General features: G+C 39.7%; 17 protein-coding genes and 1 tRNA gene. 3 read left to right on the top strand and 15 right to left on the bottom strand.

Annotated features, from left to right (window positions below):
* Positions 1–59 precede the first annotated feature (59 nt).
* On the bottom strand, positions 60–1,307 hold the full coding sequence (locus QMA00_RS07890; protein ID WP_076922060.1) for an outer membrane protein transport protein: 1,248 nt from the start codon (positions 1,305–1,307) through the stop codon (positions 60–62).
* A 282-nt stretch (positions 1,308–1,589) separates the two neighbouring features.
* Between QMA00_RS07890 and QMA00_RS07885 the strand changes: the two genes are divergently transcribed.
* Complete coding sequence (locus tag QMA00_RS07885; protein WP_076922061.1) at positions 1,590–1,910, top strand: hypothetical protein; 321 nt, start codon at positions 1,590–1,592, stop codon at positions 1,908–1,910.
* Here the strand turns inward: QMA00_RS07885 and QMA00_RS07880 are convergent.
* Both QMA00_RS07880 and QMA00_RS07875 read right to left on the bottom strand, forming a co-directional pair.
* Positions 1,870–3,087 (bottom strand): HD domain-containing phosphohydrolase, encoded by a 1,218-nt coding sequence (locus tag QMA00_RS07880; protein ID WP_076922062.1) that lies wholly within the window; start codon positions 3,085–3,087, stop codon positions 1,870–1,872. The genes QMA00_RS07885 and QMA00_RS07880 overlap by 41 nt on opposite strands.
* Positions 3,088–3,370: 283 nt before the next feature.
* Positions 3,371–3,445 (bottom strand) — tRNA-Arg (locus QMA00_RS07875).
* A gap of 238 nt (positions 3,446–3,683) precedes the next feature.
* On the opposite strand from QMA00_RS07875, the gene QMA00_RS07870 reads away from it, so the two are divergent.
* Positions 3,684–3,866 carry a helix-turn-helix domain-containing protein gene (locus QMA00_RS07870; RefSeq protein WP_076922063.1) on the top strand — a complete coding sequence of 61 codons (183 nt, stop codon included), beginning with the start codon at positions 3,684–3,686 and terminating at the stop codon, positions 3,864–3,866.
* On the opposite strand, the gene QMA00_RS07865 is transcribed toward QMA00_RS07870, so the two are convergent.
* From QMA00_RS07865 to QMA00_RS07855, 3 genes are read right to left on the bottom strand one after another with little or no spacing between them, the layout of a single operon-like run.
* Complete coding sequence (locus QMA00_RS07865) at positions 3,863–4,666, bottom strand: phosphotransferase (protein WP_076922064.1); 804 nt, start codon at positions 4,664–4,666, stop codon at positions 3,863–3,865. The genes QMA00_RS07870 and QMA00_RS07865 overlap by 4 nt on opposite strands.
* Positions 4,667–4,669: 3 nt before the next feature.
* Positions 4,670–5,293 (bottom strand): nicotinamide riboside transporter PnuC, encoded by a 624-nt coding sequence (pnuC, locus tag QMA00_RS07860; RefSeq protein WP_076922065.1) that lies wholly within the window; start codon positions 5,291–5,293, stop codon positions 4,670–4,672.
* 30 nt (positions 5,294–5,323) lie between these two features.
* Positions 5,324–5,575 (bottom strand): hypothetical protein, encoded by a 252-nt coding sequence (locus QMA00_RS07855; protein WP_008110382.1) that lies wholly within the window; start codon positions 5,573–5,575, stop codon positions 5,324–5,326.
* Between the two features lie 100 nt (positions 5,576–5,675).
* On the opposite strand from QMA00_RS07855, the gene QMA00_RS07850 reads away from it, so the two are divergent.
* Positions 5,676–5,915, top strand: coding sequence for a DUF2960 domain-containing protein (locus QMA00_RS07850; RefSeq protein WP_004588463.1), 240 nt, complete (start codon positions 5,676–5,678; stop codon positions 5,913–5,915).
* Positions 5,916–5,985: 70 nt separating this feature from the next.
* On the opposite strand, the gene alr is transcribed toward QMA00_RS07850, so the two are convergent.
* The 9 genes from alr to rpsF form a co-directional block, all read right to left on the bottom strand.
* Positions 5,986–7,065: an alanine racemase gene (gene alr, locus QMA00_RS07845; protein WP_076922066.1), complete on the bottom strand. Its 1,080-nt coding sequence runs from the start codon at positions 7,063–7,065 to the stop codon at positions 5,986–5,988.
* On the bottom strand, positions 7,065–8,444 hold the full coding sequence (gene dnaB, locus QMA00_RS07840) for a replicative DNA helicase (protein WP_016900130.1): 1,380 nt from the start codon (positions 8,442–8,444) through the stop codon (positions 7,065–7,067). Before dnaB ends, alr begins: the two co-directional genes overlap by 1 nt.
* A 112-nt stretch (positions 8,445–8,556) precedes the next feature.
* Positions 8,557–9,495: a DUF4097 family beta strand repeat-containing protein gene (locus QMA00_RS07835; protein ID WP_024601519.1), complete on the bottom strand. Its 939-nt coding sequence runs from the start codon at positions 9,493–9,495 to the stop codon at positions 8,557–8,559.
* A gap of 9 nt (positions 9,496–9,504) precedes the next feature.
* On the bottom strand, positions 9,505–9,984 hold the full coding sequence (locus tag QMA00_RS07830) for a hypothetical protein (protein ID WP_076922067.1): 480 nt from the start codon (positions 9,982–9,984) through the stop codon (positions 9,505–9,507).
* On the bottom strand, positions 9,977–10,528 hold the full coding sequence (locus QMA00_RS07825; protein ID WP_076922068.1) for an RNA polymerase sigma factor: 552 nt from the start codon (positions 10,526–10,528) through the stop codon (positions 9,977–9,979). Before QMA00_RS07825 ends, QMA00_RS07830 begins: the two co-directional genes overlap by 8 nt.
* Positions 10,529–10,755: 227 nt before the next feature.
* Positions 10,756–11,208 (bottom strand): 50S ribosomal protein L9, encoded by a 453-nt coding sequence (gene rplI, locus QMA00_RS07820; RefSeq protein WP_008110407.1) that lies wholly within the window; start codon positions 11,206–11,208, stop codon positions 10,756–10,758.
* 36 nt (positions 11,209–11,244) lie between these two features.
* A complete protein-coding gene (gene rpsR / locus QMA00_RS07815; protein ID WP_002962753.1) occupies positions 11,245–11,472 on the bottom strand; it encodes a 30S ribosomal protein S18 in 228 nt (75 codons plus the stop codon).
* A 12-nt stretch (positions 11,473–11,484) separates the two neighbouring features.
* On the bottom strand, positions 11,485–11,802 hold the full coding sequence (gene priB / locus QMA00_RS07810; protein WP_008466122.1) for a primosomal replication protein N: 318 nt from the start codon (positions 11,800–11,802) through the stop codon (positions 11,485–11,487).
* A 43-nt stretch (positions 11,803–11,845) separates the two neighbouring features.
* Positions 11,846–12,187, bottom strand: a complete 342-nt coding sequence (gene rpsF, locus QMA00_RS07805; protein ID WP_008110420.1) for a 30S ribosomal protein S6 — start codon at positions 12,185–12,187, stop codon at positions 11,846–11,848.
* Between the last annotated feature and the right edge of the window lie 210 nt (positions 12,188–12,397).

Below are 12,397 nucleotides of genomic sequence, written 5' to 3'. Positions count from 1 at the left end.
TCAAATGAAGTAACCGGCTTTTTTGTGTCTAGGCTCTAGGCTCTAGGCTCTAGGCAGAATTAGAATGTGTAGTTGTACTGAGCACCTAACAATACTGCATGACCTTTTGATTCAAAAGACCACGCGCTACCTGAATCATCAGTTTCAGTAAAGTTTTGTGTCTTACCACGTAATACACTCACACCTAGATCAACGTTTGAGTTTTGATCAATCACATAGTTACCGCCAAACGAGAACCAAAAACGGTCTGTATCAGGAATAGAAATTGATAAATGCTGTTGTGATACAGGTGACTCATCAAACGCAAAACCAGCACGAAGCATTAAGTTTTCGCTGTACTGGTAATCAGCACCAATTGAGTAGCGTAATGCATCAGAGAAGTCTTCTGTTTTTTCAAACGCAATAAACTTGCCACCTGTAGGTGCAGTAACTTGTGCTTCTAATGAATCAAAACTGCTCCAACCTGTCCATAATACGCTGTAGTGAACGCCTAGCTTTTCATCTAACTGATGAGAACCTGAAAACTCAGCAATAGCTGGTAATGTGATTTCTACTGACCCAGGAAGAACTGGTATAGACTGAGCCGGACTTGAGAATGTTCCTTCAAAAGTAATGTCTGTCTCTGTGCGATAGTTAAAACCAAAGCGGCTATTTTCATCTAATTGATACATTAGACCAACGTTTAAACCATAACCAGTATCATCACCTTCTAGGTCAACCGCGTTTGTTGAAAATGGAGCGCTTGGATTTACACCCACTTTACGCACTATCGTTGCATCTGCATAAATGTAGTTTAAACCAATACCAAAACTGAACTGTTCTGATACTTTATAGGCAACACTCGCATTCATGTTTACAGTAACAATTTCAGTTTCACCGGCAATTTGGCCAGCTACGTAATCATCGTTAAACTCAGTGGCAAGGCCAAAGTTAGAAAATGCACCAAAACCAACCGATACTTTATCGTTTACTGGCATAGTGAAATAACCTGCTGGAATAATCGCGCTTGGTGCGATGCTGTCATCATTTAATGCACTAGCAGGTATGCCGTTATTTGTACCTGTGCCTTTTAGGCTAACATCAGGAATGACAGCCATAGCTGCAACGCTAAGTTGCTTCTCTTTAAACAACGTCATTAATGCTGGGTTACGTGCAACCACAGACGCATCGTCTGCTACAGACGCTTCACCTGCGTATGCGCGGCCTAAACCAGATACGTTTTGCTCAGCAAGCTGAAAAGCCGCTGCAAAAGTATCAGCTGAAACAAATGCCAGCGATGCCGCAATAAGAGTTTTAGTAAATTTCATTGTTGTGTCCTTAGCCAAACTTACTGTTTGGATAGCTATGTGTGTTGTTATTAGAGTTTCAAACCTGCGTACCCTACCTTAATTTTTTATAAAAAACCTTACTAAAACGTTAAAAAAAGCCAAAAAACACGTTTTTTAACGACAATTTAACAACTATTTAAAACTCATCGGAGCAGAAGTATGGTATTAGAGTATATACTCTAATGGTATTAATTCTCATTTGCATTGACTTAACTTGCGTTGCAATTTACACTGCCAATAAAATCACAAAGGGAGAAAACTGTGATCATTTTACTTATTATTGCTGGGCTTATTTTTTGCGGCATTAGTGTTTATTTCTTTTATAAGGCAAATTACTGCGCGTGTACGCGTGCTGGGAAATGTGACAATCCTGTCAATCAATATTGGCTCGCAGCCATTGCCATGGCGATTATTTCTTTGGTTTTTTGTTGCTTAGCGCTGCATGTAGAATTAGGCACATTACTGTGGTTAACGCTGATGGGAAGTTGTTTTTTGGGTGGCTATATTTCTGTTAAAACAAACGAAAAAAGAAGATGTAACGCTAAAGCAGTAAATGCTCTTTTAAAAGCCGAGGCAAATTAATCTTATAATCAGCAGGTTTAACACTTGCCTGTATTTTTATCTCGTTATTATTTAAGCTTAAATCTATATCTTTTGCGGTAACATGATGGTTATGTTTAGCGTTGTAAAAAAGCTTCACTTTAGGTTTGATAGGGTTTGAATGATTGCCCTCTAGCACCAACGCTAATCGCTCATTGGTTAACTTAACAATAGTTCCTACTGGGTGTACACCTAAACACTTAATAAATAACTGTACTAACTCTGCATCAAACAGCTGTTTGTTAGCTAACAAATAGCGAAGCGCATTAATTGGCTCATCACCCTCTTGATGCGGTCTATCTGCTGTCAATGCATCGTATACGTCTACAATGGCAATGATCCGAGCTGGGCGGCTTAATTTGCTTCCATCTACACCTCTTGGATAGCCTGAACCATCAAGACGCTCATGATGATTTACAATCATATCAAGCATTAAAGGCGTAATACCTTTTCCGCCTTTTAACAATCCTAAGCTTTGTGCGACATGCTTTTTTATTGCCGTCATTTCGTTACCCGTGACTTTTCCTGTTTTGGAAAATATCCCTTGCGGTAACTTAGCCTGACCTAAGTCATGCATTAAAGCCCCCATTGCAAGCTCTTGCACAACAGCGCGTTTATAACCTAAGTATTTAGCAAACACCGCTGTAAAAATGGTGCAGTTGATCATATGACGCCAGTTGTAACTGTGCTTATCTTTGATCCGAGTTAAAATAGTCATAGCGTGTTCATTACGAAATACAGAGCTCACTATTTCATTACTTATTTCATTGAGCGCTTCAATATTAAGTGACAAACCTGATGTTAAGTCACCAAAAATACTTTGTAGTTTTCTGTTGTGCGCATCATAACTCACACTGGCTTTTGCAAACTCTTGCTCTAAGCTTATAGCAACCTTTGCCTTAACTGGCTTATCTTGCTTAGCTACAGGAGCTTGTGGTTTTTGTTTTTCTTTGTATTTAGCTGGTACGGCGACATCACTTTTTGTAAAGTCGATGAGAAGCTCAAGCACCCCTTCGGTAATTAAACGCTGAATGATTGATTTATCACGAACCAAACCACTGGTTTTAATTTTTATGCCATCCACACCCTCCTGCTGCTTAGTAACGCTATTTACGTACATGCCTGGAACGAGTTCTGATATAGGTAAGGTGATTAGCATAAAAATGAGGGTTTCTATAATTAATGAATATATACTTTAAGTAGCATTATTTAGCTATAAAAGTCTAGCTTTTGAGTTCAGGGTAATAATAAATGATTACATCAATAATTATACGCACTAGCAAGAATAAACCATAAGCTCAGCAATGAATATACGCCTAAAGGTATAAAATAGATTGCTACATATTTTATTATCGAAAATTAAATAATGTAAGGCAGCGGACTAATTTAAATAATTGTAGGTATTTTGAGGAAGAAACAGGAAATGATACTTTAAACGCAAATGGCGCTCTCGGTAGGGATCGAACCTACAACTTAGCCTCCGGAGGGCCACGTGATATCCATTTCACCACGAGAGCACATTTGTTGCCGCCACATCAACTCGCGATATCAATGCTTTAGCATGCGCAATAATAAAGGCATCTTTGTATAAATACCAGCATGATTCGTTTACATGTCTATAATTTAAACTAATCACTTCACAAAAGGTAAAAAAAGCGCTATTTGTTTATATTCTATAAAAAAAACAGTAACGCTTTAGACACATATTATCTATTATTGTCACTGAACGGAAAGATTAAACACGAGGAAGTAATTATGAAGTTAATGTCAACAGAGCAAGTTGCTGAATTTTTAGGTGTAAAAGCAGAGCGCGTTAAACGCCTTGCTCGAGAAAGCCTATTAATTGCTAAATCAGAAGATGATAACGGCAAAATGCAATTTGACGCTGATGAAGTAGCAAAATACAAAGAGCTTGCGGAACGCTTTGGCGGACTTTAACCCTCCATTAAAGCAATAAGCTCATCCAGTTGCGCGCGCAATACAACAACCTGATTGTCTATAGCGCGTTGCTCATACCAACCTATACATAACAGTAAGTAAACTAACTGATAGCAATTGAGTTTATGCATAGATAAATAAAATTGATCTGATAGGGTGTGCGTTTTGTAATTGTTAAGCAGAGCCTGCTTGCCTGAAGCATCTAATTTAAAACTAACCACTAACGCAGCAAGATCAAAATACACATCATTTGTTTGAGCATACTCAAAATCGATTAAATAAACGCCTTGCGGGTTTACCACGATATTTTCTTTGACTAAGTCATTATGGCAAAAGCCGCTATCTACGGGCATGTTGGCAATGCTTTTTAATGTTTTGCTTATGAGCTTTTCATACTGTTTAAACACTAATAAATGCTGATAGGCTTGCAATTCCAAAGCTATATTCATTGCCTCATTATTAGTTGTATACGCATGTAGCTTAACAAGTTTAGTCAGTAGCGGCATCGCCAAATAAGACTGAGCGACGTCGCCATCAATATAGTTAAAAGCTGCGCGCTTATTTTGCTTATCAAGCCAGATGGGAGCAGAGCAAACTTGCTGTTTACTGAGCTCATATTGGGCATGTAACCCTACTTGTGGCCAATACGATTTATAACACTTTAATAAATAAGCTTGGCTGTCAGTACGGATCAAAAAGTTATCGTTGCTTAAACCGTTAACCAAATACTCTGTTGAGGTTATTGTGCTCGGTACTAAAAACGCGCTACAAATATTAACTAGCTGAGAATGCTGATTCATAGATTAAAGTTGCGCCATGGGCTTGGCTTGGCTTTGCTCGTATTCTTCGTACCACGTTTTAAATCCCCATGCTGCCATAACGGTATAAAATACAAATAAAACAAGGGTTGGGTAATAGCCTTTTTCATAGTACAAATACATAGAGGCCGCATCAATGACTATCCAATAGAGCCAATTTTCTAATACTTTTTTAGCTACCAGATACGTAGTAACCACGGCAAAGCAGGTTGTGAAACTATCAAGATACGCAAAATCTGCATGCGTATAGTTTTGCATTACATAGCCAATTGCTAATGACACTAATGCAGTCAGTACAATTAAAATAATATGTCGGTTTACCGGCCAGGATGTAATTAGTCGCTGCGCTTGATTAGCCTTGCCTTTGCGCCACACAACCCAACCAAACACCGCCATATACATATAATAAAAGTTTAGTAACGACTCCATTAGCAGCGCGCCATTCCAATACATAATAGTATAAATAAGCGTACTAAAAAAAGCCGCAGGCCAGCACCATAAGTTCTCTTTAATGGCCAGTAATAAATACGCCATCGACAAAGCAACCGCAATATATTCCCAATGCGACATTGCAGTAAAACCACTGAGTATTTGCGTTACAAAATCCATCATTATAAAACGACCGTGTTTGTTAAGGGGTTATTCGGGAGATAAATCGCCCGAAATAAATTTACACACAAATATAGCTTTACCAAATTGCTCATATGAATGTTTAATTTCTGTGCTGATCACTTGCATAACTAGATCATAATCACCAAATATTTGGGTCGACATCGTATTAGTGATCACTTTAAGCTCTTCGTAGGCATTAACTCTGTCGATAAAGCCTTTAATAAAAGGAATGTAATCTTGGTGGAGCGGGTATTTACTGATCTCTACTGATAATTTCATTTCAAACTCACCTTTTTAATTATTTGATTTCAACTAATCATTCAACGCAACTTAAATACAGTGTAAAATTACACTAACACTCAATTTAAATGAGCTCATTATGGCACGCAGAATTACCTACACTTTTAAAAATCAACCGCGCGAAATTAACTTCGCCAAAGATAAATACCACGATATGTATCAGGCTATTGCGGCTGCCGAAGGTATCGATTTAACTAACTACTTAAACATGGTACGCCAAATTGAAATGACATCTAAAGGGTCATCGGCTGTGCGTAACTTTCGTGATCAAGAATTTGCTCGCATGGGCTTTAGCGATATTTACTTTATAAAAGAGTAACGATACCGATTAAGTGAGCATCACGATCATTCTAGTAATGTAAACTTAATGGGTATTTTTAAAATAAATATTAGCGCTGGTACTCATAACTTACGCGCGGTGTAATATTACACAATAACTCGTAAGATATAGTATCAGCACATTGTGCAATCTCTTCTACTGGTAACTCTGGCCCCCACATAATCACTTCATCACCCACCTGGACGTTGTGCTCGTTATTACCTATATCAAGGGTGATCATATCCATAGCTACACTACCCACAATACCGTAACGATGCCCATTAATAATCACGGGTGTGCCTTCTTTTGCATGACGCGGATAACCATCACCATAGCCCAGTGCTACCACAGCCAACACCGTAGGTTTATCACTTTGCCAGCGGCCGCCATAACCTACTTTTTCATGTGCTCTTACATCGCGCACAGCTATCACTTTAGTGGTTAAGCGCATTACAGGCTTTAATTGGTGATCTTTACCTGTGTGATTAGCCATAGGCGATACACCATAAAGCATTAGCCCGGGCCGGACCCAATCACCATGGCCACTCGGCCACGCTATAATTCCTGCAGAGTTCGATAAACAATGAGCTTGCTGAACCTCTTGGGTTAAATTATCGAACAAAGTTATTTGCTGCACTGTTTTAGTATTTTTTACATCATCGGCACAGGCAAAATGGGTCATTAAGTTTATTTTTTTTTGTGCATTCGGGCTGGCTTGTAGGCGCTGATAAAACATATCAAACTGCTCAGGCGCAATACCTAAGCGATGCATGCCGGTATTTATTTTTAACCAGCAACTGATTGGTGCATCGAGCTTTGCATTTTCAAGTGCTCTGAGCTGGTTTTCATCATGGATTATGGTTTGAAAGTTATTGGCTAATAAAATCGGCAAGTCATCTTGATGGAAAAAACCTTCCAACAACACAATAGGCTTGGTCAGCCCGCCTGCTCGCAGTGCGAGCGCTTCATCTATTCGTGCCACTGCAAATGCGTCGGCATCATTAAGGTGTTGCGCAATAGTGACTAAACCATGCCCATAAGCATTCGCTTTAAGTACGGCCATTACTTTACTATTGGGCGCAAAGCGTTTTACCTGTGCTAGGTTATGTTCAAGCGCGGTTAAATTAATTTCAGCAGTGGCTAAGCGCATTAGTAATCATCATCTACAGCAGGCCCCGCGTAATTATCAAAGCGAGAGAATTGACCTTGGAAGGTTAGGCGCACTTTACCAATCGGACCGTTACGCTGTTTACCGATGATAATTTCTGCAACACCTTTATCAGTACTGTCTTCGTTGTATACTTCGTCACGATAAATAAACATGATTAAATCGGCATCTTGCTCAATAGAGCCCGACTCACGCAAATCTGAGTTAATTGGGCGTTTATCAGCACGTTGCTCTAGGGTACGGTTAAGCTGCGATAGTGCAACAACCGGACACTGTAATTCTTTTGCTAATGCTTTAAGTGAACGTGAAATTTCGGCAATTTCTAAGGTACGATTATCTGACAAGCTAGGTACGCGCATTAATTGTAGGTAATCGACCATGATCATACTAATACCACCATGATCGCGGGCAATACGACGTGCACGTGAACGTACATCAGTGGGTGTTAAGCCTGAGGCGTCATCAACATACATTTTGCCTTTTTCCATGAGTAACCCCATGGTTGATGAAAGGCGCGCCCAGTCATCGTCATCTAGCTGACCAGTACGTACTTTGGTTTGGTTAATTCGGCCAAGGGACGCCAGCATCCTCATCATAATTTGTTCAGAGGGCATCTCTAGTGAGTAAATAAGCACTGGCTTGTCTTGGGTCATTGCTGCATGCTCAGCAAGGTTCATCGCAAAGGTAGTTTTACCCATAGATGGACGTGCTGCTACAATAATTAAATCTGAGGGCTGCAGACCAGTCGTCATTTTATCTAAATCAGCGTAACCTGTGCTTACACCGGTAACACCATCTTGTGGTGACTGATAAAGCTCTTCTATTTTATCAACGGTTTTTTCAAGTATGTTGTGAATGCTTTGCGGGCCATCACTACTTTTTGTACGTTGCTCAGCAATTTTAAATACTTTGCTCTCAGCAAAGTCGAGTAAATCGTGACTTGTGCGCCCTTCTGGATTAAAGCCTGCCTCAGCAATTTCATTGGCAACACCAATCATTTCACGCACAACTGCACGTTCGCGTACAATGCTAGCGTAAGCATCAATATTAGCAGCACTTGGGGTGTTTTTAGCTATTTCGGCTAAATACGCAAAGCCACCAATCCCTGAAAGCTGATTATTTTTTTCTAAACTTTCAGAAATAGTAATTAAATCAATCGGATCGCCAATTTCAGCCAGTGCTGTCATTGCCTCAAAAATAAGCTTATGGGTACGGGTATAAAAGTCCTGTGACACAACGAGTTCAGCTACGCGATCAAATGCTTGATTATCAAGCATTAAACCACCTAAAACAGATTGTTCAGCTTCTATTGAATGGGGAGGAACTTTAAGAGTGTCGACTTGCTTATCTGGTTTGGCCATAACTTCACAGTACTAAAATTGAATGGCTCTATTCTATCGACTTGGCGGGGCTGTGCAAATAGCAAAGCAGGAAATCTTTCCTGCTTTTTGTAACTTAAAATAAAATGGATGATTATTGACGCTTAAGTCCAATCGTCCCACTTATGGTATTCATTTCTACACTGGCATCGGTGCCATTAGTATTAAACTTAATTCCACTGGCTGGGCCATATTTGGCTTTTTGCACTTGGTCGCTCGTTAGCTGGTTGTCAATTTTACCGCCGGCATGGGCTTGCACTTCAAATTGTGCCGATAAATCAGCTGGAAAGTAAAACTCAGCATTGCCACTTACAGATTCAAAACTTACATCAGCATCACTTAAAAGGCGATTAATACGCACTTCAACTTCGCCATTTACAGTGCTTATTTGTAACTCTTTGATTGCATCGAAGGTAAGATTGATATCACCGTTTACGTTTTCTAAGCGAATATCATTGGCAGTCGAGTTTGATTTTATATTCCCATTAACCGCATTAAAACGAACTTCTCCGTTAGATTGCTGATCATCAATTGCGCCATTTACAGTTTCAAATTGCACTTTACCACTGAGGTTTTTTGCGTTGATGTCACCGTTAACACTAGTAAGCTTAATATCGCCGTTAAGATCATTTACTGTAATGGCGCCATTGACTACATCAATTTCAGTGCCTCTTTTTAACTCTTTTGCAGTTACCGAAGCGTTAACCCCAACATACTCCAGCGCACTGCTTTGCGGCATGAAAATAGTTAGCGTTGAGCCATTATTGTTATTATCCCAGTTTGAAAGATCAGGCATTTTTACAATAAACTGAGTTTTATTACCCTGTGTTTTAAGAGTGTAGCCTTGTGCTTTATCATCAAGCTCGCCGCTCACTTTAAATTGATTTTTCTCCCAGCCCATAATATTTACATTGCCGCGCTGATTTTCTATATGAATAACGCCACCGTTTGGTACTTCAATTTGTTGTTCTATTTTTTCACCGGCAAATACAGCCATTGGTAATAAAGCGATTCCAAGTATTATTGCTTTCATTTATTTCTCCTAGATTTGTTGCCAACGCGGTGCATGCACCTTGTTAATTAAGTCGAGTTGTTGTTGATATACTTGCGCTAACATAGACAGTAGCGCCTTATTTTGTGGTTCATTTTCAAGTGTTTGCTTTATAGCCTGCTCAGCATCTTCAAGTTCTTGTAACTGTACTTGCCAGTTATCTGTTAGTGCCGCTTGGCTTTGGTATTGAACAAGTAAACTTTGTTTTTGCTTAGTAAAAAAATCACTCATCGCCACAGCGGTATTTGTCTCCGGAGATGTAAAAAACACCATAGTGCTAACCAAAGCAGCCACACAACATGCTGCAATAGCAGTTAGCTTCGGCCAAACTACACTATTAACTGTGCTTGCCTGCTTATTAGTCATTATGGCGCGCTCAATCCCATCCCAGAGCTCTTTATCGGGTGTTATATTTTTATTTAATTGTGTTAGCGACTCATTTAAGTAGTCATCAAAATTTGTTTTACTCATTTTCGTACCACTGTTTTAATAATTGCCTTGCACGATGATATTGCGCCTTACTAGAGCCTACAGCTATGCCTAGCAAGGTTGCTATTTCTTCATGCCTATAACCTTCAACGGCATACAGTACAAATACCATTCTTGCGCGCTCAGGCAGCCTAACGATTAATTTATCTAAGCCATTTAAGCCATTGCAGTCATTTGCAGATTGCTCATCCATACCGCTTTGTTCAAAGCTAATAACTTTATTAAGCCAATGTTTTTGCTTACGCACATAGCTAATAGCAATATTACTGGTGACACTGTAAAGCCAGGTAGAAAATTGCGAACGCCCATCAAATTGCGCTATTTTGTGCCATACCTGTACAAATACTTCTTGGGTTGCATCTTGCGCATGCCCCTCATCGGCTATTAGCCTCAGGCATAAGCCATAAACTTTTGCTTTATGCATGTCATAGAGCGCTTTATAAGCTAACTGGTCGCCGTTTTTAACTTGATCAATAAGCATTTGCTGCACTTGATCAGTTATTGGCTGATTAGCGTCCATTAACATCGCAAATTTTTCCTGTTTATAATTATGTAATTGCAATTTAACTTATTAGACGTGAGAAGAAATAGAAAGGTTTAAATGAAATAGAAAATATTTGTAGAAAATGAAGCTTTATTTTAGAAAAGTGTTTGATTTAATCCACAACAAACAATTTATTACTTTTGGGTTATAAATTTTAGACACAAAAAAAACCGTGCAGAGCACGGTTTTTTTTAACTTAATTTTAAAAATTAAGCTTCAGCAATAACGATTACTTTAATAGTAGCTGTTACGTCTGAGTGTACTGCGATTGCAACGTCAAATTCGCCAGTCTCACGGATAGTACCTAGAGGTAAACGAACTTCTGATTTAGCAACTTCAACACCAACAGCTGAGATAGCGTCAGCGATGTCACGAGTACCGATTGAACCGAATAATTTACCTTCGTCACCAGCTTTAGATACTAATGTAACTTCTGCTAATGCTTCAAGTTTGTCAGCGCGTGCTTGTGCTGCAGTTAACTGTTCAGCGATTTTTGCTTCTAGTTCTGCGCGACGTGCGTCAAACGTTTCAATGTTTGCTTTAGTTGCAGGAACTGCCTTACCTTGTGGGAAAAGGAAGTTACGTGCGAAGCCAGATTTAACTACAACCTGGTCACCTAGGCCACCTAGGTTAGCGATCTTATCTAGTAGAATAACTTGCATGTTTCTACACCTTTTAAAAACGTGTTAATCCGCTGCTTACTTATGTAAGTCAGTGTATGGAAGAAGGGCTAAGTAGCGAGCACGCTTAATAGCAGTTGCTAGCTGGCGCTGATATTTAGCGCTAGTACCTGTGATACGGCTAGGTACGATTTTGCCACTTTCTGTAACATAGTTTCTAAGAGTAGCTAGATCTTTGTAATCGATTTGTTGTACGCCTTCCGCTTTAAAGCGGCAGAACTTACGACGTCTGAAATAACGTGCCATGAGATTAATTCCTCAAATAATTCTTTCTATATGCTGAGCATGCAAAACCAATTGGCTAAGGCCGTTACGACCTTCGTGGCGATTTAAAAAACCACTCACTTGCAATGCCTGCCCAACGTGCAAATGTTGAGTCTGTTGTTGCATTTGCTTACCACTGGCAACCACCTGAAGCCTCACATAACTATTACGGTTAAGATCTGCTTCAACTTGCATTGATTTATGTTCTACAACAAAAATGCAATGCGGTATGCCCGCGGGGCTTTGGCTAAACTTGGGTGTTTTACAAACTACCCCCGATATAACCAGCTGATTCGTATATGGGCTAACCATTATAGTAACTGCTGACTACGTGCCATGCTAGGACTCAAAACAATTAAGCAGCTGGTGCTTCTTTCTTCTCTTCTCTTACAAGAGGAGACGCTTCAGTTACAGCGTTTTTAGTACGCATAACTAAGTTACGAAGCACTGCATCGTTGTAGCGGAAAGTAGTTTCTAGCTCGCTGATTACTTCAGTTGGTGCTTCAACGTTCATAAGAACATAATGAGCTTTATGAAGCTTGTTGATTGGGTAAGCCAGTTGGCGACGACCCCAGTCTTCAAGACGGTGGATAGTACCACCTGCTTCAGTGATAGAACCAGTATAACGTTCGATCATACCAGATACTTGCTCACTCTGATCAGGGTGAACCATGAATACGATTTCGTAATGACGCATGGATATTCCTTACGGTTAATAGAGCCTTCTACCGTTTCGGCCGGTCGGTTTAAGGCAAGGAATTAATAGTTTAAAAGCCGAAATGAGCGCGCATTTTACGCTTAGTAGGATAATTAAGCAAGCAGGTTTTTTAAGCTTTGATAGATAAGTGTTAAAGCTATCAGCTATCAGCTATCAGCTATCAGCTATCAGCTATCAGCTATCAGCTAT

The sequence above is a fragment of the Pseudoalteromonas sp. APC 3694 genome, assembly GCF_030407565.1.
GTDB classification, from domain to species: domain Bacteria; phylum Pseudomonadota; class Gammaproteobacteria; order Enterobacterales; family Alteromonadaceae; genus Pseudoalteromonas; species Pseudoalteromonas tetraodonis.
Note: the sequence above shows the minus strand (reverse complement) of the source record. Positions and strands in the feature narration are given on the sequence as shown.

Bases quoted from the DNA above. Each gene is read 5' to 3' on its own strand.
- QMA00_RS07870 (WP_076922063.1), top strand. From the start codon at position 3,684: ATGAAGTTAATGTCAACAGAGCAAGTTGCTGAATTTTTAGGTGTAAAA.
- rplI (WP_008110407.1), bottom strand. From the start codon at position 11,208: ATGCAAGTTATTCTACTAGATAAGATCGCTAACCTAGGTGGCCTAGGT.
- QMA00_RS07855 (WP_008110382.1), bottom strand. From the start codon at position 5,575: ATGAAATTATCAGTAGAGATCAGTAAATACCCGCTCCACCAAGATTAC.
- alr (WP_076922066.1), bottom strand. From the start codon at position 7,065: ATGCGCTTAGCCACTGCTGAAATTAATTTAACCGCGCTTGAACATAAC.
- QMA00_RS07890 (WP_076922060.1), bottom strand. From the start codon at position 1,307: ATGAAATTTACTAAAACTCTTATTGCGGCATCGCTGGCATTTGTTTCA.
- pnuC (WP_076922065.1), bottom strand. From the start codon at position 5,293: ATGGATTTTGTAACGCAAATACTCAGTGGTTTTACTGCAATGTCGCAT.
- priB (WP_008466122.1), bottom strand. From the start codon at position 11,802: ATGGTTAGCCCATATACGAATCAGCTGGTTATATCGGGGGTAGTTTGT.
- QMA00_RS07850 (WP_004588463.1), top strand. From the start codon at position 5,676: ATGGCACGCAGAATTACCTACACTTTTAAAAATCAACCGCGCGAAATT.
- QMA00_RS07825 (WP_076922068.1), bottom strand. From the start codon at position 10,528: ATGTTAATGGACGCTAATCAGCCAATAACTGATCAAGTGCAGCAAATG.
- rpsF (WP_008110420.1), bottom strand. From the start codon at position 12,187: ATGCGTCATTACGAAATCGTATTCATGGTTCACCCTGATCAGAGTGAG.
- QMA00_RS07830 (WP_076922067.1), bottom strand. From the start codon at position 9,984: ATGAGTAAAACAAATTTTGATGACTACTTAAATGAGTCGCTAACACAA.
- QMA00_RS07835 (WP_024601519.1), bottom strand. From the start codon at position 9,495: ATGAAAGCAATAATACTTGGAATCGCTTTATTACCAATGGCTGTATTT.
- QMA00_RS07865 (WP_076922064.1), bottom strand. From the start codon at position 4,666: ATGAATCAGCATTCTCAGCTAGTTAATATTTGTAGCGCGTTTTTAGTA.
- rpsR (WP_002962753.1), bottom strand. From the start codon at position 11,472: ATGGCACGTTATTTCAGACGTCGTAAGTTCTGCCGCTTTAAAGCGGAA.
- QMA00_RS07880 (WP_076922062.1), bottom strand. From the start codon at position 3,087: ATGCTAATCACCTTACCTATATCAGAACTCGTTCCAGGCATGTACGTA.
- dnaB (WP_016900130.1), bottom strand. From the start codon at position 8,444: ATGGCCAAACCAGATAAGCAAGTCGACACTCTTAAAGTTCCTCCCCAT.